The sequence below is a fragment of the Fibrella aestuarina BUZ 2 genome (genome assembly GCF_000331105.1).
Classification (GTDB): Bacteria; Bacteroidota; Bacteroidia; order Cytophagales; family Spirosomataceae; genus Fibrella; species Fibrella aestuarina.
Map to the genome: position 1 here is coordinate 2,278,045 of NC_020054.1, position 23,086 is coordinate 2,301,130.

Sequence of the window (23,086 nt, forward strand, 5' to 3'; positions counted from 1 at the left end):
GGTCCTATATTGACTACAATGGCTACCGTTTGAGGGTTTATGATCCGGTTTGGACTGCAATTCGCCCTGTAAACTACACGCCGCCGCCAAAGTACAGGTCGGCCAAAGATTTGCCCGTTTATGCCTATTACACTACTGGCCCTAACCCTGTTCGTGTGCCTGCTGCTCGGCGAGCATCGGAAATCAGATCGCTGCGCGGCGAATACGAATCCACATCAACTAGCCGTAACGGCTATACGCCAAGTACGGGCGCAGAGATACATACTGGCCCGCGAGGGGGCCGCTTCTACATCAATTCCAATGGCAACAAAACGTATATAAAGCGCAGTTCGCCTTATCATTCATCCGGCTCTAGTTATCGAAGCCGTAGCAGTTCACGTTCATACCGCAGTAGTGTCCGCCGTCGATAGCTTCGCGCTTTCTACTCGCACGTAGCTGGCTATATGCCGGTAGTAGTCCCCAATAGTGCATGTAGTAAGCCATCGTAATTTTGTAGGGTCTCCATTCGCAATCCGATAATGTTCATCGTCTCTGGCGTCAAACCAAGCGATTCCCTCTGTAGTAGGATGCGCTTCAAATCCAGCCACTCTTCTGTGTTCTGATCGGCCAGATTCCCCAACCACGAAACAGACTTCATATCTGCTTGTAACAGCTTGGATAAGTTGAGGAATTTGTTCCAAGGCTGTTTGGCGAAAAAAGGGAACATCTCTGGTTTTTGGCTCCAGATCGCCTGTTTTTTACGGTTATGGGCAGTATCGTAATCCGTCGGGTCTTCGTCCTCACTCATACAGTAGAGGGTCGCTAGTTCGTAAATCATGGCTATATCTAAGCCTAGCTCTTTACGTACCTGTAGCCGCTTAATGATTACCTCGATTTCGGTATTGGCTGAGGTGTCGGGTTCTTGTCCATCACCCCGCAACATCTGCCGCAACGACTGTTTGTTGAGGTCAATGATTGTTGCAAAGGCTGTTGTCAAAACCTCGTCTGACAGCCCTAATTCATTGTGCTTGCGTACCATGTCGGTTATGGCATGGAATCGCTTAATGAACAGGTTTGCCCCGCTGTCGGTAGGCAGATAGTACGTCGCTCCTTCGATGATTATTGGCCCACCGTCCGGCCATTTGGCTACCTCCAAATAACCCCTTTCGAGGGCGTCCTTAAAATTCGGGTGCATATTAATTGCGTTAGTTTTCAGTCAATTGAAGTGCGTTATATTTGGCTTATGCTACAGAACAAAAAGCCATCCTTTGCCCTCCGGCATCTCACCACCAAAAAAGTTTCTATCAATGGTGATTTGCGATTTCGTTACTTCTTTGAGTGGTCGGAGCGCACAAGCCCCGTAAAATGTAAAGTGAACATTGAGCTATTGGACGAAGCAGGCCAAGTCTTAAATCAATCTACCTGCGTAGTCGAAAGTGTACATGAGGCAAAAAACCGCTGGGTTATGTTCGATATTCACGCCGATCTGAAGCCAGCGACTTTTCGCTATCGCACAAGTCGAGTGCTGACTTTTTCTGACTGGGCAACGGGCCCTATTAGTGGCAAAACAGAAGACTTGAGTTTCTTCGATCATAAAGAATAGCGATACATCTAGAAAGTAGCCGTGTATCGCGTTGCCTGTGGCGTCAACTCAGCATAAAACGCCCGGATGTCATCGTTGCTGACCCCTTCGATCTGGTAGGGGATCGCCCACGCCCAAAGGCCCGGGTCGATACTCTTTTGCTTCTCCGGGCCAAAGCCCAGATACTTTTTCATAATGTCGGGCGCGTTGTCTTCAATCGTGCCGTAGAGCCGGACACCCGGCACGGTGGGCAGCGTCATCATGGCCCGGCCAATGGCCGACGGGTCACGACTGAGCAGGATAAAGCGCATTTGAAACCGGAATGACGTTTGCTGATACGAGCCGTACGTTTGCGTGTAGGGCTCCGAATCGACCGCAACGCCCGCCGTGGTGTGCATGGACAGCCAGCCTAATGCATCGTCGTCGGTGATGGGCTGCTCAACCGTTGCCGAAAGCTGCTCGGTGTCGAAGTCGGTTGAGAAGTCGCCAGAGAATGCGTACGGCTGACCTGGCACAAACAGCGTGAAGTGCTTCTCGCTGCTGCTGTAGGCGGGACGTACGAGGCCCAGAATGCGCGAGGGCAGCACGTCGCCGTTCTTATCGCGGATGCTGTGGATATCGCCTTCGTAGTTGTGCAGCGCGTCGTTAATGGCGGTGATGATTGGGGCGATCATGGGCTATTGCTCTGTCTTCTGATTAAGCTTTCTGCGTATCTCTACCAGTTCATCAATCAATGAATGCAATAGCATGCTGATCACGAACAGCCCGCCACCAAAGGCAACAGCAAACCATTCGGGTGCGTGATAGGCCATTAAGAATTTGTAGGCCATGAACGCAGAAAAGCCCACGGTTGCGATTTGGAATAGTTTATCAAGAATCTTCATTCTCAGTCCTGCTTTATGATCTTATCAACTCGTTCCTCTGCGTACGCTACGATCGTACCCTCTTCGCTGTCGGACAGGCTCACCACCGGGCCGTAATACGCTTCGAGGTATTCGGCTTTATCGGCCTGCGTTGAGCTACCAAACCCGCCCTCTGCCGTATCGCCGCCGACCGACAGCCTGCGCAAATCGTCCAGCATGGCCCCGGTATCGGTCAGGTCAACCCGATCGGTTGATTTGCCTCGTTCGGTGCGTCGTTTCGCGTAACCGGCTGAGTACGCCCCGATACGCTGCCGGCTCTTGGTTTGCAGCACCTGCCCTTCAGCACCCACGCCCCGATTCCGTACCCGGTCGCGGATCAGATCGAGGCCCATATCCACGCTGTCGCCCAGGATGTCGGGCAGTTCGGTGTCCAGTTGCTCGAACTGACGTTGCAGCGCGGCAATGACTTCGGGGGCGTTGGTGTCGAGGGTGAACATTACTGACCGAGCAGAATACGCGTGTGCCAGTACAAAAGCCCAAGTTCAATGCATGAAGCGATTAAGGTCGACCAAACATTGTAGTTGCCCTTTTTGGGTTCGTTGTGCTTAGCAGAAGCAACACCGACGGCGATTATCGCTAAAGCGAACATTATGAGCATTGGAATCGTGAACATGGTATAGGGTGTTTGAACTGGTTGAACGATTGTAGGCTATCCGAGCATTGACCCACGGTAATACCCAGCCTGCACCTCACTATCCGCCTGCACCACCGGGCCAGGTACGTTGGCCAGGTCCGTCAGAATGCGTCGGGCGATGGGCTTGAGTAGCTTGTACGCGTCATCGCATAGTTTCTCAGCCTTTTCAGCGGCAAATTCCAGGTTGGTATTCGTGTAGAGGTTGATCCGGGTCGAGCCGCGTTTATCATCCATCAGGCAGCTGCCGGTGAGGTGGCGGAACGCGTCGGCCAAATCGAAGGCATAACGCGCAATGACTGCCGACAGTGAATGACTCACTGACGACACAAACCAGAATCGGCAGTCGGTAGCGACAAAGCCTGACGCTGTGCGGTTGGCACCATCCAGCGTACCCGTAGTCATGGTTGCACCACTATCCCCTGTCAGTGGGTTTGCTGCGCCACCTATTTCGGACAGTGTGAGGTTAGGCGACTCAACGCCTACGAATAGGTCCAAGCCATGTAATGGCACATCAAATACCATCGGCTCCGCAAATGGCGTAAAGTTTTGGGGCCCTGTTTTCTGGTAGACTGATTGGTTGTCGAGATAGTCGCCGGTCATCAAATTATAGGCTTTTACCTCGACTGTGGCCGCAATCGCCACCGTCAAATTCGCGTACAGCCCATCAATACGTACCTGCCGATACGGGGCATAAGGCACAGTTAAGCGACATCCCTGCAACCGGCTGTCCATTGTCACAGCTTCGCGTAGGTCCGTGGGCTTGAATTCAAAAACCGACGAGCTGGCCACCGTATGCTTGAACTCGCCCGACTTGTTGAACTCGGTTTCGAGCATGGCTGACAGCTTGCTCAGCGCCAGATCGTTGATCCGTGCCCACGTATCGGCAACGGTCTGATCGTCCTTACGCAGCGCGGTAACCAACTCCGTGCTGATGCCGGGCAGGTCGTTGACGTAGATGCTCCGGGCTTCGTTGTTGAGGCCACGCAGGCCGACGATGGAGGCAAAGGGGTTAGTCATGCCTGTACGATTTTTAGCACTTGTGAGTAGGTCGTATTGAGCGTAAACGATTCGCCATTCAGCATGAAGACCCGGCACCGATCGTTCATGTCGCCACCTTCGTTTTCGCCGGTTGACTTAAACGCGCTGATGTCGCTGATCTTGATTGACATGGGCAGCCATTCTGTCTTATCCGTATCAAGGCCCATGTCGACCATTGACTTGTCGTAGCAGGCTACAAAGCAGTGTAGCCAATTGCCCATTCCTGCGTCGTGTCGGTTATCCATCAGCGTTTCGATCTTCCGAAGGTTGGCACAACAATCGCGTTCGGGTTGTCGGCAAGTGAGACGATGTTTAGGTTTTTGTCGAGGCCGTGGGTGCCCGATTCGAGTTGCCTGGTTTTGGTTTCAAGCCGCTTGAGCCGTTCGGCCCGTTGCTCGGGCGTTTCGTTTTCGTATCGGTTAGTCATGAGCGTAAGTGGGGCGAATGTTGGCGGCTGTTTTCAGGTACGTTTGCGAACGGCTTATCATCGCCTCGGCTTCGTCTTGCAGTTGCTGGGCGCGCACTTGTTGTTGGACAGCCAAACGGTCTTGTATGCTGACCATTACGGCTTCCTGGTCGTGGGGCTCATCACCACAGTGAGCAACGATCATATCCACGACGTACATGACCATATCGGCGTTTGATTTGAGCATTGGCAGCGATGGCGCGATGTCTGGGAAGATCGGGTAGCCGGGCTTAGTCTGCGCGTCAAACGGTGGTAACGGTTTCTCGGCTGGGTTATGCCAGCATTCCAGAACAGCAGCACCATCAACCGACAAATCGGGGTACGTTGCCGGGCCTTTGCAATTCCCTTTGCAGCCGCTTTGCGTTTCCTTTGCAGCTTTGGTGAGCGCATCACGTTCACGCTGCCCGTATTCGCGCAATGCTTTGACTTTTTCGCTTTCAACCACTGTAACCCCCGCCGATTTGCTGACTGCCTCTTCGAGTTTATGCAGCACCTCAGACGCAGACGATGGCAAGGGAAGGACGACCTGTATTCCCTTTTCCAGCTTAGGGGGTTCATCCGCAGGCTCATTGTCGGCCGGATCAAAGAACTCAATGACGGGTTTCGCTTTCTTCTCAGCATCGACAACAATGGATGCTGCTGTCTCGGCAACTGAAGGGTTACCAATACCCAGCTTTTGCAGCACATCGGCGGCGCTGAGCTTCATCAGCGCACCCATCCGCACGTACTCGTAGACATCAATACCGGCCTCACCCTTGCTTTTGATCGCGCCTATCTCTTCCAACGCCTGAAAGAACCGGTTGTCAACGTCGTGACGCTGGCAGAACACCATCGTGTTGACGCGTCGCGGCTTGTCACTGGATAGCTGACCGACCAGTTCGAGAATGGCCTTTTTGTAGCGGGGTTCAAGTACGTGTTGTATCATTTTTCTAAGGGAGCGAGAGGTGAAATGCTGGGATTTGCTTTATGGACATTGGATATTTCTAAGCCGCTTTCTTATAGTGGCCCAGACTTCGGAACGTGGTGTACTCGAAATTGCAGAGGTCGTAGCGCCCGCAGTCCGAGAGGTGCCCGTAGTCGAATTTGTTGCAGTCGTCTTTGTCGAGCTTGCCATCCGTGGCGGTTTTGCACCGCTGCACGTCGGCCGCCAGCACTGGACAGGCTTTGTCGTCAATCTTGAAATCGTCGCCGTAGTGGTGAATCAGGGCGTTGACCACGAAGCGGGCGTCGTCGGTGTGTGGGTTGGCTTTGGGCACCTGATAGTTGGTGTAGTGCGCCCCGTACTGCGACATGTAGGTCTGAGTCAGTCGCCACGCCGACCGGTTGCCAGGCGTTAAGGCGTTGGACGCCCCGCCCGATGCATCGCCGGTGATGTGTAGCTGGTTGCTGCGCCCGTAGGTGTGGGCAATCTCTTTGCAGATGTATTCCAGGTCGAGCCCTTCGCCGCCCTGGTGGATCTCCCGGAAAAACTGTGGCACCTCCACGCCGTTAATCACAGGCTTTTGCCGCAGCGTCACCGAGTTGATCTTATTGAAGTCAAACGAGCAGTACACCGGAATGCGCGGGTTGTAAACCACCTTGCCGAAATGCACCGTCGGGTTGATCTTGTGGAAGTACGGGTTGTCAGGCCGGATAATGCCCCACAGCCCCAACACGTACACCCGGTACTGGTAGGGATCAACGTCTTTGAGTCGTTCCAGCGCCGCGATTCGCTCGGGTGTGATGTACTCGTTATCGCGGTACGTGACGTGGCAACTGCCCACCTGCCCCGCGTAAGCCGCGTCATCGATCAGTTTGCTTTTGATCCAGTGCGATTCAGAGACGGGATTGAGCAGTAAGATGATCTGAATAAACTGCTCAGAACGGGCGCGGCGGTCGATTTCCAGAAAGTCGCCCCATTCGAGTTGGTTGGCCTCTTCGATCAGCACCCGGTAGAAGCCAAACAGCGACTTGAGCGATTCGGGGTCGTTGACGCCCATAAACACGATCTTGCGACCGGTGGGCTTAAAGACGATCTCGCGTTTGTCGCTGCTGTAGAAGAAATCGAACGAGGTGGTGAGCCCCCACGCCAGAATAATAGCCTTGAGTAGTTTGTAACAGGATTCCCGAATGTGGCTGGCCTGTTTGCGCATGACCAGAATATCGGCTTTGGCGGTCATCAGGTCGAGTACAATGTCCTGATGCGCGCTGTAGCTCTTACTGCTATCGGCAGCCCCGAAAAACACGACGTAGCGGTATAACTGCTGCACGACCGCCCGAAACTTGCGGTAGGCGGTGGTGAACAGCTTGGCCGACAGGTGCAGCTTTCTCATTCGGGCGCGATGTCTATAATGATGTCGCCCGATTCCTCGTCGCGCCGTATCCGCTGCACACCATTGGTTTCAACAGCCACCTCGTGTTTATCACGCCACTTCTTGGGCTGGCGGTTTTTAAGCCAGAAGATCAGCGCTGTCGGGTCGGGCGGGTAATGCTTGGTTGTCGGTGTCTCGGTAACGACCCCTTCGTAGGTGCTGAAGTGCGTGTCGTCGTGACTGTAGCCCGTGGCGCGTTTGAAGAGCGATTCGACCACCTCGGCGTCCGCAATGGCTTTGCCCCTTTTTATGGACTCAAAAAACTCTTCGTGTTCTACCTTCCAGTTGTTGACCGTCTGCTCGGTGACATCAAAGAACTCTGCCAACTCGGCGTCTGTATGACCGAGCAGGCAGAGCTTATACGCCTGCTGTGCGTACTCATTACGGTACAGGGTAGGACGACCGCCAGCGTTACCAGTGGCAAAGTCATTCCCTAAGGGAGCAGACATGTAAACGTGAGTGTAGTTGGTGGTACTGTGTTGTAATTCGTACGAATATAAAGAGAAATACGGTTAGTTGTCAAGCAAATAATTAGTGTACTAATAATTAGCAAGTCAAGTAATTGAGCTAAGTAAAAGCCCGACGTGGTGGGTCGGGGGTGGTGGGCCGATCACCGTCTGCTGCCTCAGCCCGTGCCAACCCCTTATTATAGGTGGCGATGACCAGACTGACGATGCGCTCAATAAGCGCATCGTCGTCGGCGTGGTGCGGACTTGCGGTATCATGGTAGTCACTGACCATCTTTTCGGCGCTGTCTCGTATGCTCATGGGTTATGTTGTTTACTGTCGAGCGGGTTTATATGTCTTGACCGAAATGCATGGCGGCTTCGGTCTGAGCCGCGACAAGCGCGTCTCGTTGTTGCTGGGTAAGTTCTTGCCGTAATTTGGCTTGGTATGCCGTCAAGCAGTGCTTCCAGGTAAGCCGATCTGCGCCTATTGTGTCGACCCCTAACACCCGCTGCCAATACGGCGTAATTGTAGCTGGCTTGGCTGGCTGTTTTGGTGTGGGCGCTGGGCTAGATACGTTGGTCGGCACAGCGCCAAAGGGCTTGAGGGCTTCCCCGACGGGCAATAACATGCGCCGGGTAAAACCGCGCAACTCACCAACCGCTAACCGGATTTCGTTCAGATTGCCCGCAATCGTGTCGTACTGATCGCAGGCTAAGCAGAACTGATGCCCTTTGGCCCGAACATGTTCAAACCAGACGGCGACGCCGGGATCATCGACCGTCTTTGGCTGTTGGCTATAGGGGTCACCGTTTTTCTTCAGCTTGGCGTTGGAGGTGATGACCACGCGAATCACGCCCAACATAGCCAACTCCTTACGTAGCGCAGGTAAGGCGTTGGCGATCGTCAACGTAGTGCGTGGCGATTCACGAAACCGCTGCCGTACGCGGTTGACAGGCCAGCAAAGTGGGGCAGGTTTCATCTGATTGTCTCGTTTTCTACTCTCCAACTACTCGGCACCCACCCACCTGAACGTACCTGCTCAGCGGCCAGCTTGAGCAACTTGTCGCGCTTGACAAACCCGCCGCGTATAAACGCCTCTGATCGATGAAACGGCAGCCGAAACACCTGATACGGTGGCTGCTTCTGAACGCCCACGAACTCGAAGAACTTGGCGTTGTCGTCGCTGCTCAAATAGTGCGCCGCCTGCCGGTCGTAATCGTACTCGTGGCACGTGTCGATGAATTCGCTCTTTGATCGACACGAGGTTGTCTTCAAGTCGATCAGGTGTACACGACGCGGCAACACGATGGCATCAATCTTGGCTTTGCAGGGCAGGTTGGTTGTGGGATCTGTCCATGTACGTACCTGCTCACGATCGGCGCTGTTGAGCAGGTGGAACAAATCGCCTTCGCCGCCATTGATCACGGCGTTGCGCATATCCATTAGCCGGAAATACTCGTCGGAAGTGCGCTCAACAAAGGGCGTCTCGTAGACGCTGCATTTTTCTGGCTCCAAAATCAGCGTGTGAAACGCGGTACCAAACGCTAACGTCTCGGCAGATGCCCGAATCGGCTTGCGGCCAAACATGTGGGCAGCCAGGGCGGAGAGGTCGGAGTTGGCCCAATGGGGGAGCTGCCTGTATTCAATGTCGTTCACGGTAGTTGCTGGTTAGCGGTTTCTAGCTTAATCGGGTCGGGCACGTCAATACCCAACGTATCGGCGGCAAACTGTCGGCAGCGTTCGATGTACTCGCTGAAGGCTGCTGTGTCGAGGCTACGCGTTTCGGTCGACAGGGTGATGATGTGGCCGTTTTCGGTCGGGATGTCGCGGCTGTTAAACTGCCGTTTCAACCATTCGTGCGTTTCGCCGTGGGTGAGCCTCTCGCCCGCTACGTCCGACATCGCTGCCTGAATGAGTGGCAACACGACGCCGTGATAATATTTTGACTGCTGGTTGCTGCGCTTGCTGTACACCTTCGTAACCACCACCTCAACCACGCAGTCAGGTACGTTGGCAACGGCGTCGTCAAACTTGTCGCGGTCGCTGATGTAGAGCTGACCAGCAGTGATGTTGCCCAGCGCGGTTATCGTCTTGCCAGCCATATCAAAGGGTTCTGATGCGCTCAATGAACTCTTCGGCCAGGGCAACACGGCGCGCGTTGAACTCGATCAGCAACGCCTTTGACTCGTCGTTTTCTGGCTCTGGAAAAGCCAGATTGCCGATCGACAGCGCGAACTTGTGCAGTAGATTCTTGTCTTTGGCCAGCCGTTGGGTACGTTCCTTATCGGCTTTTTTGCGGGCCTTTTCGTCGGCTTCGGCCTGTTTGGCGGCGTTGGCCTGTTCGGTTTTCCAGTTCGTGAATTCGCTTACGAACGAATCGAATTGACTGTCTTCACGCCAGTACTCAAGTCCACTATTGGGTATGGTCTTGTCGTAATCTGGGTAGGCCCATTTGCCACCTTCCAACGCAAACCCCAAACTGGTAAGCTGCTCGGTACGACGCTTGATCGTTTCGCCTTTGATCCGATACTGTTCGGCTTTCTCTAAAATCCGTTCAGCGGCCCGAACCTTATAAGCATCAAGGTCAACAACCATCTGGTTGAACGTGCCATCCGAACACGCGCGTAGTTCGGCTTTGTCGGTGATGGTCCAAACCCGGTCATAGACAATATGAAATTCATCTTCCTCGTAAGCGCCCATCCCCACCAGCTTGTCAATCCGCAGCGCCAACCGACCGTCGAGCAATTCGTCCTGCTGCCGTTTCAGCGCGGCGGCTTCGTCCTGTTGGCGTTTCTTCTCGGCTTCCACGTCGCGGCGCAGCTGCTCGGCAAATTCCTCGTCTTTGCGCTTCTGCTCAGCGTGGGCGGCTTCGACCTGACCGTACAGCGTATTCCACTCCTCATCGGGCAGCGTGGTCAACTCAATCGCTTCGATCCGGATCTCACCGTACACATAGTAGCCAGCCTGTGACAACACCCCCAACGCATGCAGGGCACTGGCCCGCTCCAACGTTCGGGCCGCTTTGGCGCGCTCTTCGGCGGCGCGGGCTTCGGCAATCTGCCGCTTCCGCTCTTTGTCGGCGTCATCCCAGACAGTCTTCAACGGTCGAGTGAGTGCTTCGGCTTTACGGGCTTCTTCACCAATGCGCTCCCCTTCGGCCTTAATGGCGTCGTATTGGGCTTTGAACGGCGCGGCTATTTTTTTGGCCAGCTTTTCGGCGTCGGTACGCACCTTGACGGCCACCATCGTAAAGTCATGGACGAGGTCGGCTTCGGCCTGCGTTTTGGGTACGCCCAGCGCGGCAATGCGTTCGGCTTCAGTCAGCAACCTGGCGAGTTGTTGGTCGGTGGCGCTGATCGCTTCCAGCTCAGCGGCGGGAATCGTGGCAAGGGTGGTGGGGTCGGGTTGGCTGGATACTTCAGATACGACGGCTTCCAGGGCTTCGGTTTGGTCAGTTGTCATTGGTCAGTTGCGGTTTTTCAATGCGTTGATACTCGACTACCCACACGAAGGGGTTTTTCTCCCATGAGCCGGGGCCATTGATATTGTGCCAGATGAAACGGTATCCATCAACGTACCGGGCGTACTCGTTGACCTCTAATTGACAGCCGTTCTCGCCGTATGGGCGATAGATACCCTGGGTAGCCCCTTCAGCTCTAGCATCGGCTTCGCTGATGTCCTGCAACCGCTCAACGCGTACCGACTTAACCTGTAGCCACATACGGCAGGCAGCGTATGGCATGTGGATGGATGGTTTCCACTGGTAGGGGTAGCCCGCCTTGATGTACTGTTGCCGGTAATCGTCACTGTCGGCGCTCGTCTGGTCGGCCTTATAAGCGTAGGGTTGTTCTTTGGCCCAATGGTGGTCGACCAATGGGCAGTACGTCTCACGTACCCAAAGCACATCACCCGGCTTGCCGTAAGGAGACGAGGCCACCACGTCGGCCATACCGGGCGCCGTAAACACGAAGCAGGGCAAGCCACCTTTGACGGCTATTGGCGTTACGGTCCAATCGTGCCGCAACTGCTCGTTGACAACCTTCAGTTTGCCGGTAATGCGCCGGGTCTGGCTTTTGATGCCCGCCTGATTGGCCTGAACCATCGGGGTAGAAAAGAGTATCGGTATCAGCTTCATTGTTTGATCAGTTTACAGGATTCGGCGCTGACGGTCTTATGCTTGCCGTCGTCGGCCATCAGGTACGCGTTGCCGGAAGGCGACCACGAAACGAACGTGGCGTTGTAGTTGCGGATGTGGATACCACGCCGGGTCACCGTGACCCGTACCCGGCTACCGCGCTTGAATTGTTGGTCGGTGATCATCTTAGATACTCAATCATATGGTTGCCGATATACTCCGTATAGGCAGGGGGGATTGCCTGATCCAGCTCCTTTCTGATCATCCAATCAATGTCCATTGCAGCCCTGCACTCGGCAACCGTGTGTTCACGCCGTTTGCCATTCTCCAATCGCTTCGTGGTGCCTGACACGACCGTTGGGATGAAGTCGTGTTTACAGGCGGGCGTCATAATCAGGACATCGAAGCCGATTTCAAAAAAGCGGTGGCGGTGCGTTTTCAGGCCAAACATGGAGCCGCACAGCATAATCGGATTGTGGAGTTCATGCCGCGCGCCAGGCACATTTTCAATGTCATATGGTTTGCCAGTGGCCAGGAGCAAATCACGGGTTGGGCCGATGAGATCGGGGTGCTTATCCTGATGCTCAGTTGGCGTAAGGACTGAATACCGCTGACATGGGGGCGAGGCATGAAAGGCGTTAAAGTTTTTCCAGTTGTCAGCAAGGTATTGCAGGGCATCAGCCTGAATGAAGCGAAATGGATAGCGGGGTTGTGGACTCCGATCAATACCGACCACCTCGAACCCCGCCCGATGAAAGCCCATGCCAGCCCCACCCGCGCAGCAGAAAAGATCAAGTAGTTTTGGTTTGGCCATTGTCGAAGGGAGAAAAGCGCCCGCCACCTATCACAGCAGCGGGCTATATGGGTAGGGTTACGCGGTGGCAGGGTTGAGGACAGGCGACAACACCGGTTCGTCAATGGCATGAGCGAACGGGTTGTAGTAGTTGAAGGCCGTTTTGATGTTGGCGATGTCGGTCAGCGTTTCCTGCCGAAACACCTTGTAATCCTGGGCGAACGCTTTCAGCTCCGCCGATTTGGCCGGGTCGGCCATCTGGTACGTGAAATCAGCGATGTAGTAGATACCCTTCGGCTGAATCTTGTTATTCTCCTTTTTCTCAGCCGTGGCCGTAATCACTACGTCAGCGAGCGTCAGGTCATCGTAGTACAGCGGCTCGATCAACCGGAAGATGTTGTCAATGCTGTAGCCGTGAAACAGCACCGCCGACACGCAGTTTTTCTCATCAATGAAGAACAGCTCAGCCCAATTCTTCGTACCCATGTTCAGGATGTTATCGGTGAAGATGCGCCAGGCGATGGGCTGAAAGGTGAGGGTACGACCTACCTTATCCGTGCCGTTGATGTTGAATACCCCTTCTTTGGCATCGAATCGGTACTGTCTCGGGTGCCCTTCGAGGTACTTGTACTTGCTGACTGCTTCGCCGGTATCGGTGTTAAGCACTTGATAGGGCTTGAGCATGGCCTGCGCATCGGCAGGTACGTTGGTTGCGGTTTCTTTATTCATTGGTATTGGGGAGTTTGAAAGGGGTTGATTAATTGTCGATCCAAAGCCAGTTTTCGGCAGTGGGTATGACTGATTTCAAGTCGCCGCCAGCAGGGATGAACCAAGAGCCATTAGGGAATTCAAGAATCAGTACCTGTGGGTGCTTTTCGTTTTCTGGCAACTGGCTTAATGTGTGCTGGTAGCCAACTGAGTTGAGGTAGCCACTGAGCGGATCAGCAACCAGCCAACCAGTGCCGTTGATGGTGTCGAACGTACCCTCGAATCCAGAAAAGAACTCTTGGCTGATCTTGGTGATCTCGGCTTTTTGCGCGTCTGTCATCGTCTATCGTTACCCGCTACCGGGCGGTTGGGGGTTGGTGAAAACATCAATTGCCCGCACAGGCTTACCCGGCCCTCTAGCCAGCCATCGTAGAAGCTCGACCACTCCAATTCGTAGCGTTTCAACTGCTCGAATCGCTCGTTGACTTCGCCAATCATGGCCTCACCGTCTAGCGTGAGTTTTTCCAGCCAATGCGTCATCGGCAGGTTGTCGGGCGGTGAGTTGGTGCCGCCGACGTCGCGCATGTTCCAGCCGTGTTCGGTCAGCCGGTAGACGCGATGGTTGCCGGCCTGGTCAATCGTGGTAACCCATTCACCCAAAGGGGGCAGCCGGTCAACGATGGGCACTGTTCTGTAGATTATCATTGCTGTTTATGCGTGTTAGTTACTTACCCGATTACCAGCCGATCCGCCCGAAACGAGCGCCAGCCATTCACCTCTGTATCGAAATACCGGATCGCCAACGAAGCCAGATTCTCCGCCTTACCACCCTCGACCACCGGAGCCGCCCCGTAGTAGCCAATTGCGGTACGTTCGCTGCCGTCTTCTTTCACGTAGGTGAAGCGCGTGGGTGTTACCAGCATCTGGGCTTTGAGTTTGATGGTCTGCCATGCACGTTTGAGGGCATCGGCCATTGACAGGCCGGTGGCGCGAAGCGAGTGGGCGAGGTGGAAGAGTTGGCGTTTCATGGCGTTGTGCTGTTGTTGTCGTTTTGATGATGTAAATGTAGTATTTATATAAATATCTGTCAAGTATTGAAGCGAAAAAGATGTAAAATAATTGACAGTTAATGTACGAAGGCTCGAAAAATTGTCAGGCGATAAGGCTCATGATCTAATTATGTGTCAAGAAATACGGCGCTCGTGACCCCAACATATAGTGGGGTCACGAGCATTCGACCGTATCGACTCTATCGGTTCTATCGGAGTCGGTTAGCGAACCATCAGGCCTTCGACGTTGGTTGAGTCGCTAAGAATGGACTGAGTCGGGAATCGGTTAACATTCCTTAAATTGTTCGCTTAAACCGCCATTTGCAACCGCAGGTACGTTTACTTTGTTAAGGGGTAAGTTGCTGAAAGGCCCAAACTGAAGGCCTAATGCTCATTTAATGAGCCTAACCGGCATCCAGACTATTATTGCAACGCTCGACGGGTCTGTGGGGTCTTGCTGTTACTTATGAATCAATCGATTGCACGCTATATAGGTTGTTTCCTGCTGTTGCTGGGCCTGCTGGGTACGTTCTCCGACGCCCTGGCGCAGGGGCAGGATAGCCAGATCACCTTCACGGGGATCATTACGGGAGGGAAGAACAGTGAGCCGCTACCCCTGGCCCGCATCTTTATCCCCCGCGCCGGTAAAGGCGTGCTGTCGGCTTCCAACGGCTATTTTGCGCTGCCCGTTTACCCCGGCGATAGCGTGATTTTCAGCTACGTGGGCTACAAAACGCAGTACCACATCATTCCCCGCCGCCTCACCGAGCAAACCTATTCGGCCGTAGTGGCTTTGCAGGAAGATGTAAAGTTGCTGTCGGAGGTGAAGGTTTACCCATACCCCACGGAAGAGCTCTTTAAGCAGGCGCTGATCAACATGAAGCTGCCCGATCAGAAAGACCGCGATGCGCTGGCCAAAAATACCGATGCGCAGGCGCTGTTGCGGGCTTCGGCCGCCACGCCAATGGGCGCGCTGTCGAACCACCAGTACTTCATGAATCAGCAGTTTCTGGGTCGGGAGTCGTTTGCCAACCGGGGGGCAGTCACCACCTTTCCGTTCCTGAATCCGTTTGCCTGGGCCAACTTCATCAAGTCGGTGAAGCGTGGCGATTTCAACACCAAAGAGTACCGGCAGGGGCTGAACAATGCGCCCCCGGAGAACATCCGTCGCGACGACATTCTCAGGAATTGACCCCAATGCGTTGATTTATCCGTTACTCCACGTAGTCCAGTTCTTTGCCGTAGGTTTCATCGAGTGTAGCCAGTGACCAGGCGGCCAGCCCAAAGCAAACCGCGCCTACCAGGGCACCAGCCCCCAATGGCCCCAAGGCGGGTAGCGTTTTCAGCGATTGATACGCCGGAATCGATAGTAACGTCGTCGCCCGCACATTATTGGCAACGGAGGTGGTCGCTGTGGCTCGTAGGTTGGTGCCGAAGCTTTCGGCTGTCACGGTCAGGAACATGGCGATGTAGCCAATGCCAAAGCCAAGCAGACCGCAGACGAGGTAGAATAGAGAAGCCGAGCCGATAAGCCCCGACAGGTAAACGACGACAAAGACGCCCGTAAAGGCCATCATCCAGCCGATGGCACCCCGCCGCGACCCGAGCCACTGACTGAATACCCCGCTGAACAGATCGCCCGCTACCATGCCGATGTAGGTGTACATCACGCATTTGCCGGGAATGATGGCCTCTGCGATCCTCAGTGCTTTGCCAAACTCATTGCCAAAGGTGGCCAGCAGCCCGATAACGAAGTAGGTCGGCAGCGAAATGCCCATGCAACGCAGGTAGCGCAGAAACCGATCACGGTTGGCAAAAAAAGCACCGAAGTTACCCCGCCGAACGGTCGTTTGCTGCACCTGCCGGAACAGCCCCGACTCGAACACACTCACGCGGAGCAGCAGCAAAACCAGCCCTAAGCCACCGCCGATCAGGTACGTGAGCCGCCAGTTGCCCGATGCGCTCACGGTCAGGAAAGCCGCCACGGCCCCCAACAGCCCAACTCCGGCGACCACACTCGTGCCGTAACCGCGCAGGTGTCGGGGCAGAATTTCGCTCACCAGCGTAATACCCGCGCCCAGTTCGCCCGCCAGCCCCAGCCCGGCCATGAACCGCAACCAGGCATACGTTTCTGCGGATTGAACATACCCGCAGGCGATGTTGGCCAGCGAGTAGGTGATAATCGAGCCGAACAGCACCGACAACCGGCCCCGTTTGTCGCCCAGAATGCCCCACAAGATGCCGCCGAGCAGCAAACCTGCCTGCTGAAAATTGTAGATGCGCCCTCCAATAAGCGAAATGTCTTTTTCGCTCAGTCCCAACTCGGTAAGGCTGGGCACCCGCACAATGTTGAACAGCAGCAGGTCGTAGACGTCGACAAAATAGCCAAGCGCGGCCACCAATACGGGCAGGCTCAGCACGGTGCGTAGCGGAGAGGTAGGCATGAGAAGAATAATGTATAATGCACAATGTACGATGTACAATGGGCTGATGCGAGCCGCTTTGTTAATGCGTTAGCCCATTGTACATCGTACATTGTGCATTATACATTACATATTGATCGCCCGGTTGTCGGTAGCGGCCAGACAGGCCTCTTTGAAGGCCTCCGTGTAGGTTGGGTGAGCGTGTGACATCCGGCTGATGTCTTCCGCCGACGCGCGGTATTCCATCGCTACCACGGCCTCGCCAATCATATCGGCCGCGCGTGGACCAATGATGTGTACGCCCAGAATTTCGTCGGTTTCTTTGTGAGCCAGCACTTTTACGAGCCCGTCAATGTCCATCGACGCCCGCGCCCGGCCCAGCGCCTTGAACGGGAACGTACCCAGCTTGTAGGGTACGGCCTTGGTTTTCAGCTCCTCTTCGGTGTAGCCTACCGCCGCTACTTCGGGCCAGGTGTATACCACGTTCGGGATGAGCACATAATTGATGTGCGGCTTCTGACCGGCGATCGTTTCAGCGATGAACACGCCTTCTTCTTCGGCTTTGTGGGCCAGCATCGCACCCCGGATCACGTCGCCGAGGGCGTAAATGTGGGGCACTTTTGTCCGCAGATGATCGTCTACTTCGACCTTTCCGCGCTGATCGGTAGCCAAACCCGCCGCTTCCAGGTTCAGACCGTCCGTGTAGGGCCGACGACCCACCGATACCAGGCAGTAGTCGCCCGTTAGTGTGATTTGCTCGCCTTTCGGCGTATCGACGCTGACCACGACCTCATTGCCCGTGTTCTCAACCTTCGTGACTTTATGGTTGAAGTAGAAATCAGCGCCCAGCTTTTTCACGGCCTTCTGCAATTCCTTGCCCATCGTCTTGTCCATCGTCGGGATCATCGAATCGGCAAACTCAACGAACGAGACCTTGGCGCCAATCCGCGCGTAAACCGAGCCCAACTCCGCCCCGATAACGCCCGCGCCGATGATAATCAGGTGCTTGGGGATTTCGGGCAGTTTCAGCGCCTCGGTGCTGGTAATCACGCGCTGCTTATCAATCGGCATCGAGGGGAACGAGAGCGGTTTCGAGCCCGTGGCGATCACGATGTTTTTGCCGCTGATCGTTTCTTCACCGCTGCCGTCCGACTTTACGATCTTCACCGTATTGGCATCGACAAACGAGCCCATGCCGTAATAGGTATCGATCTTATTTTTCTTCATCAAAAACGCGATGCCCTTCGTCGTCTGATCGACCACGTCCTGCTTCCGCTTGATCATCTGCGGCAGATCGACGGCCAGTTGATCGAGCTTGATGCCGTGCTCGGCAAACGTGTGGCTGGCGTTGTAAAAATGCTCCGAGGAGTCGAGCAAGGCTTTAGATGGGATACAGCCCACATTAAGGCAGGTGCCGCCCAGCGCGTTGTATTTCTCGATAATGGCTGTTTTCAGCCCAAGTTGAGCGCAACGGATGGCGCCCGTGTAGCCGCCCGGCCCCGAGCCGATGACGATAACGTCGTATGCTTGCATGGAATTCTGAATTGTCTCGTACGAATTGACGCGTGAAGTAACGTCCTGTTTGACAACACTAATAGCGTTATAAAAATTTTCTCACGCTTTGGGCCGCTTAACTACCGCTAAGATGTGTGATGTGGTTGATCCGCTGTCGAACACGCCGACGCTCCTGGTTTCGATGGGAACGAGTGGTACCAACGCCCAGCCTTGCTTGCCGAGATGGCTAAGCTTTCCCTGACAATTGCCCAACTCATCCATGCGAAACCCAAGCGACAGGTAGTCCCACATAGCCCTAAAAAGGTAAGGTTCAATGGCCAGGGTCCAACGTGGGTGACGTTGAATCTTGGCCATTGAACCTTGAACCGTTGGTTTAAACACCCAGCAAAATGCGGGTCGGATCTTCAAGCAGTTGCTTCACGCGCACCAGGAAGCTAACCGACTCTTTACCGTCGATGATGCGGTGGTCGTAGCTGAGGGCCACGTACATGATCGGCCGAACGACGATCTCGCCATTCACGACGACAGCCCGCTCCACGATGTTGTGCATCCCCAGAATGGCCGATTGCGGCGCGTTGATGATCGGCGTCGACAGCATCGACCCGAAAATACCGCCGTTGGTGATCGTGAACGTACCGCCCTGCATCTGTTCGATGGTCAGTTTGTTATCACGGGCCAGACCCGCCAACCGGATGATCTCCTTCTCGATACCGTCAAACGACAGTTGCTCGGCGTTCCGAATAACGGGCACCACCAGACCGCGCTCCGACGATACCGCAATTGAGATATCGCAAAAATCGTTGTACACCATCTGATCACCGTCGATCATGGCGTTTACGGCCGGGAACTCCTGCAACGCGATGCAGACCGCTTTCGTGAAGAACGACATGAACCCGAGGCCCACGGCGTGCTTCTCCTTGAACTTGTCTTTGTACTTGGCGCGCAGATCCATGATCGGCTTCATATCGACCTCGTTGAAGGTCGTCAGCATGGCCGTTTCGTTTTTCACGGCCACCAGGCGGCGGGCAATCGTTTTCCGCAGCGAGGTCATTTTCTCGCGCCGCTGGGTACGTTGGCCGGTACGGTCCGGCGATCCGGGGGCGCTCGGAGCCTGCGGTGCGGGCGCCGGTGCGGCGGGCTTCTGCGCCGCGGGGGCAGGCTGAGCCGGAGCCGGTTGTGGCGCTGGCGCGGCGCTGGCTTTCTGGGCGTCTTCTTTCGTGATCCGACCGCCAACGCCGGTACCGGCTACCTGCGCGGGCTCAACGCCTTTTTCGGCCAGAATTTTGGCGGCGGCAGGCGACGGGTAATTGGCGGCGTAGCTACCGTTGCTGCTGCCGTTGGCAGCCTGAGGCTGTGCGGCCGGAGCGGCTGGTGCCGACGTACCTGACGGCTGCGCTGCACCCGTTGACGCGCTGGCTTCAATGCGGGCGATGGTCGCGCCGATGGGCAGCGTCTGACCGGCTTCGGCAACGATACGCAACGTACCGGCGGCTTCGGCGGGCAATTCAAACGTGGCCTTGTCGGATTCCAACTCGCAGAGGGTTTCGTCCATCGACACGCTGTCGCCGTCTTTTTTGCTCCAGGCGGCAATGGTCACTTCGGTGATTGATTCACCAACGGCCGGAATTTTTACCTCGATCGTGCTGGCGGCCGTTGACGGCTGCGCTGGCGCAGCGGCGGGCTCGGCTACAGCCTGAACCGCCGGTTGCGGCTCGGGGGCTGGTTGAGCGGGTGTTGCGTCAGCCTTGGGCGCTTCGGCCTGGGGGGCGGCAGGGGCGGAGGCTGCGGGTGCAGCACCGGCAGCATCGATGGTGCAGATGGTCGCGCCAATGGGCAGCACGTCGCCGGCCTGCGCCATAATGTGTAGCACACCTTCGGCTTCGGCCGGTAATTCAAACGATGCTTTGTCGGAATCGAGCGTGCAAAGCACCTCATCGACCTTTACCGTATCACCCTCTTTCTTCAACCATTCACCCACCGTTACCTCCGTGATCGACTCACCTACAGCGGGCACTTTTACTTCAATAGCAGCCATTTTATGTGTTTGGAAGGGTTTTCAGTGGTCCGTTCTCGGTTGCGTTTGGCTCACTGCCTGTAGCATGATGAAATCCTGTGTTCTCGTTGTAAGAAGCGAAACAACAAAATTCCTCCTGTAATGGGCAAGGGCAATGGGAAAAACACAACTGAAAACTGACCACCGAAAACGGAACAACTCGTTTTATTCAAATGCTTTTGCGACTAACTCGTTCTGCTCCTGCGTGTGCACTTTGGCGAAGCCAGTAGCGGGCGACGACGCCGACTCACGACCGATGTAGCGGAGGTTGCGCTCCCGCATCCGGCGCAGCATAAACGACCAGTAGCCCATGTTTTCCGGTTCTTCCTGCACCCACACCAACTCAGGTTTCTTGTATTGGCTCAGGGCGGCGTCGAGTTGCTTCACCGGAATGGGATAGAGTTGCTCCATCCGAACGATGGCCACGTCGTCGCGCTTGTCGGCCTGTTGCTTATCGAGCAGATCGTAGTAGACCTTACCCGTGCAGAGCAGAACGCGCTTCACCTTCTTGGGGTCGGCGTAGGTATCGCCAATCACTTCGCGGAACGTACCTGAGGTCAGCTCGTCGATCGACGAAATGGCCTGCGGATGACGCAGCAGCGATTTGGGCGACATGATCACCAGTGGCTTGCGGAACTCCCAGGCCAACTGCCGACGCATCGCGTGGAAAATGTTGGCCGGCGTGGTGATGTTGGCCACCACCATGTTGTTTTCGGCGCAAAGTTGCAGGTAACGTTCGGGGCGGGCGTTTGAGTGCTCCGGACCCTGGCCTTCATAGCCGTGGGGCAGCAACATGACCACGCCATTCTGAATGCCCCATTTCGATTCACCTGCCGCAATGAACTGATCGATCATTACCTGGGCGCCGTTAGCGAAGTCGCCAAACTGCGCTTCCCAGATCACCAGTGCGTGCGGCGCGGCCATCGAGTAGCCATATTCAAAACCCAGCACGCCGTATTCCGACAGCAGCGAGTTGTAAATCTGGATGGGTAACTGCCCGTCTTGAATGTGGTTGATGGGCGTGTAGAGCGTATTGTTGGTCGAATCGTGCAGCACGGCGTGGCGGTGCGAGAACGTACCCCGCTGCACGTCCTGTCCACTCAGGCGAACCACTTTGTTTTCGAGCAGAATCGAGCCGTAGGCCATTTGCTCCGCCACCGACCAGTTGACCTGCTTCGTTTCGAAGATCATCTTCTTGCGGTCGGCCAGCAGTTTTTCAATCTGCTTCAGTGGCTTGAACCCTTCGGGCACCGTTACCAGCGCCTGCCCGATTTTCTCGACGGTTTCGGCCGAAATGCCGGTTTGCGGTGATTGGTCGAAGTCTTCGGTTTTGGCGTAACGCAGGGCCGCCCATTGCTGATCGAGGCGTAGCGGTTTGTAGGGCAAACCGGGCTTCTGCTTCACCATGTCGAGGCGATCCTGCAGGAGCTTTTTGAACTCCGCATCCATCCGGCTGGCGAGTTCGGCATCCACGTCGCCGCGCTCAATCAGCAATTTGCTGTAGAGTTCGCGGGGGTTGTTATGCTTCTCGATCGCCGAGTACATCGTCGGCTGCGTGAACTTCGGTTCGTCTGACTCGTTGTGGCCATACCGACGGTAGCAGACCATGTCGATAAACACGTCGCGCTTGAACATCTCGCGGAATTCGACGGCCAGTTTAGCGCAGAAAATCACCGCCTCCGGGTCGTCGCCGTTGACGTGGAAAATCGGCGCGTCGATGATCTTGGCTACATCAGAGCAGTAGATCGACGAACGGGCGTCATCAAAATCGGTGGTGAAACCAACTTGGTTGTTGATCACAAAGTGCAACGTACCCCCGGTCTGGTAGCCGGGCAACTTGGCCATTTGCGTCACTTCATACACAATGCCCTGACCAGCCACGGCCGCGTCGCCGTGAATCAGGATAGGCATGATTTTGGCAAAATCGCCGGCATACTCTTCGTCGGCCTGCGCCCGCACGAACCCTTCAACGACCGGGTTGACGGCCTCCAGGTGCGACGGGTTCGGGGCCAGCTTCACGCTGATCTCCTTGCCTGCGGGCGTCTTGGTCAGGCTCGAGTAGCCGAGGTGATATTTTACGTCGCCATCGCCGTGTACCTGCGAGGGTACGCTGCCTTCAAATCCATCGAAAATGGCTTCGTAGGATTTGCCCAAAATGTTGGTCAGCACGTTGAGCCGACCCCGGTGGGCCATCCCGATCATCACTTCCTCAACGCCTAGATCGGCCGCGCGGCTGATAATGGCATCGAGGGCAGGGATGGTCGTTTCGCCACCTTCGAGCGAGAAACGCTTCTGCCCCAGGTACTTGGTGTGCAGGAAGTTCTCGAAAATGCTCGCTTCGTTCAGCTTTTCCAGAATCCGCTTTTTCTCGGCGGGCGTGGGGCTAAACGTCAACGCTTCTTTTTCGATCTTGTTCCGCAGCCAGTTCTTGACGTCGATTTCGCGGATATACATGTACTCGAAGCCAATACGGCCCGCGTAGATGGTTTCCAGCGATTCCATGATTTTACGCAGGGTGGCGGCGCCAATGCCGAGCAGTTTCCCGGCTTCAAAGGTGGTGTCCAGATCGGCCTCCGACAGCGCGTAGTCGGCCAGGCTCAGGCGGGGGTTACGGTCTTTGCGCTGACCAATCGGGTTGGTTTTCGCCAGGAGGTGCCCGCGCGACCGATACGCTTTGATCAGGCTGGCTACCGATACTTCTTTTTCACTGTGTTTGGCATCAACGGGTACGGTTTGGGCCGCCGAGGCCACGCCGTTTGTGCCATTACCATTCCCGTTGGCGGCCTGTTCGCCATAGGCTAACGAGAACTCAAAGCCTTTAAAAAACTGCTGCCAACTGGTGTCGACCGAGGCGGGATCTTGCTTATACGACTGGTACAACTGGTCGATATAAGCCGCATCGGAGTTGGCTACATATGAATACTGGTCCATGATTGGTTGCAACGCGCTGTTTAACCGACAAAGGTAAGGTAAAGCCTATGAATGGG

Annotated in this window: 28 protein-coding genes; 2 read left to right on the plus strand and 26 right to left on the minus strand. The window is 55.3% G+C overall.

Annotation, left to right across the window (positions count from 1 at the left end; translation table 11 throughout):
• Positions 1–439 precede the first annotated feature (439 nt).
• Entirely contained in the window at positions 440–1,174 is a 735-nt protein-coding gene (locus FAES_RS09310; protein WP_015330949.1) for a hypothetical protein, read from the minus strand.
• 48 nt (positions 1,175–1,222) lie between these two features.
• Between FAES_RS09310 and FAES_RS09315 the strand changes: the two genes are divergently transcribed.
• Positions 1,223–1,582 (plus strand): hypothetical protein, encoded by a 360-nt coding sequence (locus FAES_RS09315; RefSeq protein ID WP_041257707.1) that lies wholly within the window; start codon positions 1,223–1,225, stop codon positions 1,580–1,582.
• A gap of 8 nt (positions 1,583–1,590) precedes the next feature.
• Here the strand turns inward: FAES_RS09315 and FAES_RS09320 are convergent, their stop codons facing one another.
• The 21 genes from FAES_RS09320 to FAES_RS09420 form a co-directional block, all read right to left on the minus strand.
• Positions 1,591–2,235 carry a hypothetical protein gene (locus tag FAES_RS09320; protein WP_015330950.1) on the minus strand — a complete coding sequence of 215 codons (645 nt, stop codon included), beginning with the start codon at positions 2,233–2,235 and terminating at the stop codon, positions 1,591–1,593.
• Positions 2,236–2,238: 3 nt separating this feature from the next.
• Positions 2,239–2,445 (minus strand): hypothetical protein, encoded by a 207-nt coding sequence (locus FAES_RS09325; RefSeq protein ID WP_015330951.1) that lies wholly within the window; start codon positions 2,443–2,445, stop codon positions 2,239–2,241.
• Positions 2,446–2,447: 2 nt separating this feature from the next.
• Positions 2,448–2,921, minus strand: a complete 474-nt coding sequence (locus FAES_RS09330) for a hypothetical protein (protein ID WP_015330952.1) — start codon at positions 2,919–2,921, stop codon at positions 2,448–2,450.
• A 212-nt stretch (positions 2,922–3,133) separates the two neighbouring features.
• Entirely contained in the window at positions 3,134–4,135 is a 1,002-nt protein-coding gene (locus FAES_RS09335) for a hypothetical protein (protein ID WP_015330953.1), read from the minus strand.
• Positions 4,132–4,401 (minus strand): hypothetical protein, encoded by a 270-nt coding sequence (locus FAES_RS09340; RefSeq protein WP_015330954.1) that lies wholly within the window; start codon positions 4,399–4,401, stop codon positions 4,132–4,134. Before FAES_RS09340 ends, FAES_RS09335 begins: the two co-directional genes overlap by 4 nt.
• The gene (locus FAES_RS09345; protein WP_015330955.1) at positions 4,401–4,583 is read right to left on the minus strand and encodes a hypothetical protein; all 183 of its coding nucleotides are present in this window, start codon (positions 4,581–4,583) and stop codon (positions 4,401–4,403) included. Before FAES_RS09345 ends, FAES_RS09340 begins: the two co-directional genes overlap by 1 nt.
• On the minus strand, positions 4,576–5,547 hold the full coding sequence (locus FAES_RS09350) for a hypothetical protein (protein ID WP_015330956.1): 972 nt from the start codon (positions 5,545–5,547) through the stop codon (positions 4,576–4,578). The genes FAES_RS09345 and FAES_RS09350 overlap by 8 nt, the downstream gene beginning before the upstream one ends.
• Before the next feature lie 58 nt (positions 5,548–5,605).
• On the minus strand, positions 5,606–6,934 hold the full coding sequence (locus FAES_RS09355) for a PBSX family phage terminase large subunit (protein ID WP_015330957.1): 1,329 nt from the start codon (positions 6,932–6,934) through the stop codon (positions 5,606–5,608).
• Entirely contained in the window at positions 6,931–7,422 is a 492-nt protein-coding gene (locus tag FAES_RS09360) for a hypothetical protein (protein WP_015330958.1), read from the minus strand. The genes FAES_RS09355 and FAES_RS09360 overlap by 4 nt, the downstream gene beginning before the upstream one ends.
• A gap of 118 nt (positions 7,423–7,540) precedes the next feature.
• Positions 7,541–7,741 (minus strand): hypothetical protein, encoded by a 201-nt coding sequence (locus FAES_RS09365; RefSeq protein WP_041257709.1) that lies wholly within the window; start codon positions 7,739–7,741, stop codon positions 7,541–7,543.
• Between the two features lie 28 nt (positions 7,742–7,769).
• Positions 7,770–8,402 carry a hypothetical protein gene (locus tag FAES_RS28920; protein ID WP_051054053.1) on the minus strand — a complete coding sequence of 211 codons (633 nt, stop codon included), beginning with the start codon at positions 8,400–8,402 and terminating at the stop codon, positions 7,770–7,772.
• Positions 8,399–9,079, minus strand: a complete 681-nt coding sequence (locus tag FAES_RS09375; RefSeq protein WP_015330960.1) for a PD-(D/E)XK nuclease-like domain-containing protein — start codon at positions 9,077–9,079, stop codon at positions 8,399–8,401. The genes FAES_RS28920 and FAES_RS09375 overlap by 4 nt, the downstream gene beginning before the upstream one ends.
• Entirely contained in the window at positions 9,076–9,525 is a 450-nt protein-coding gene (locus FAES_RS09380) for a hypothetical protein (RefSeq protein ID WP_015330961.1), read from the minus strand. The genes FAES_RS09375 and FAES_RS09380 overlap by 4 nt, the downstream gene beginning before the upstream one ends.
• Before the next feature lies 1 nt (position 9,526).
• The gene (locus FAES_RS09385; protein WP_015330962.1) at positions 9,527–10,885 is read right to left on the minus strand and encodes a hypothetical protein; all 1,359 of its coding nucleotides are present in this window, start codon (positions 10,883–10,885) and stop codon (positions 9,527–9,529) included.
• Positions 10,875–11,558, minus strand: a complete 684-nt coding sequence (locus tag FAES_RS28925; RefSeq protein ID WP_015330963.1) for a hypothetical protein — start codon at positions 11,556–11,558, stop codon at positions 10,875–10,877. Before FAES_RS28925 ends, FAES_RS09385 begins: the two co-directional genes overlap by 11 nt.
• Positions 11,555–11,743, minus strand: coding sequence for a hypothetical protein (locus FAES_RS09395; protein WP_015330964.1), 189 nt, complete (start codon positions 11,741–11,743; stop codon positions 11,555–11,557). Before FAES_RS09395 ends, FAES_RS28925 begins: the two co-directional genes overlap by 4 nt.
• Positions 11,740–12,372, minus strand: a complete 633-nt coding sequence (locus FAES_RS09400; RefSeq protein ID WP_041258743.1) for a DNA cytosine methyltransferase — start codon at positions 12,370–12,372, stop codon at positions 11,740–11,742. The genes FAES_RS09395 and FAES_RS09400 overlap by 4 nt, the downstream gene beginning before the upstream one ends.
• Before the next feature lie 57 nt (positions 12,373–12,429).
• A complete protein-coding gene (locus FAES_RS09405) occupies positions 12,430–13,080 on the minus strand; it encodes a hypothetical protein (RefSeq protein WP_015330966.1) in 651 nt (216 codons plus the stop codon).
• Positions 13,081–13,108: 28 nt separating this feature from the next.
• Positions 13,109–13,399, minus strand: a complete 291-nt coding sequence (locus FAES_RS09410) for a hypothetical protein (protein ID WP_015330967.1) — start codon at positions 13,397–13,399, stop codon at positions 13,109–13,111.
• A complete protein-coding gene (locus FAES_RS09415; protein ID WP_015330968.1) occupies positions 13,396–13,764 on the minus strand; it encodes a hypothetical protein in 369 nt (122 codons plus the stop codon). Before FAES_RS09415 ends, FAES_RS09410 begins: the two co-directional genes overlap by 4 nt.
• Before the next feature lie 23 nt (positions 13,765–13,787).
• Positions 13,788–14,087 carry an SH3 beta-barrel fold-containing protein gene (locus tag FAES_RS09420; protein WP_015330969.1) on the minus strand — a complete coding sequence of 100 codons (300 nt, stop codon included), beginning with the start codon at positions 14,085–14,087 and terminating at the stop codon, positions 13,788–13,790.
• A gap of 487 nt (positions 14,088–14,574) precedes the next feature.
• On the opposite strand from FAES_RS09420, the gene FAES_RS09425 reads away from it, so the two are divergent.
• Positions 14,575–15,300: a carboxypeptidase-like regulatory domain-containing protein gene (locus FAES_RS09425; RefSeq protein WP_015330970.1), complete on the plus strand. Its 726-nt coding sequence runs from the start codon at positions 14,575–14,577 to the stop codon at positions 15,298–15,300.
• Positions 15,301–15,322: 22 nt separating this feature from the next.
• On the opposite strand, the gene FAES_RS09430 is transcribed toward FAES_RS09425, so the two are convergent.
• The 4 genes from FAES_RS09430 to FAES_RS09450 form a co-directional block, all read right to left on the minus strand.
• Positions 15,323–16,552 (minus strand): MFS transporter, encoded by a 1,230-nt coding sequence (locus FAES_RS09430; protein WP_015330971.1) that lies wholly within the window; start codon positions 16,550–16,552, stop codon positions 15,323–15,325.
• A 105-nt stretch (positions 16,553–16,657) separates the two neighbouring features.
• A complete protein-coding gene (lpdA, locus tag FAES_RS09435; RefSeq protein WP_015330972.1) occupies positions 16,658–18,064 on the minus strand; it encodes a dihydrolipoyl dehydrogenase in 1,407 nt (468 codons plus the stop codon).
• Between the two features lie 355 nt (positions 18,065–18,419).
• Positions 18,420–20,081, minus strand: a complete 1,662-nt coding sequence (gene odhB, locus FAES_RS09445; RefSeq protein ID WP_015330973.1) for a 2-oxoglutarate dehydrogenase complex dihydrolipoyllysine-residue succinyltransferase — start codon at positions 20,079–20,081, stop codon at positions 18,420–18,422.
• A gap of 183 nt (positions 20,082–20,264) precedes the next feature.
• Positions 20,265–23,030, minus strand: a complete 2,766-nt coding sequence (locus tag FAES_RS09450) for a 2-oxoglutarate dehydrogenase E1 component (protein ID WP_015330974.1) — start codon at positions 23,028–23,030, stop codon at positions 20,265–20,267.
• Positions 23,031–23,086: the final 56 nt, after the last annotated feature.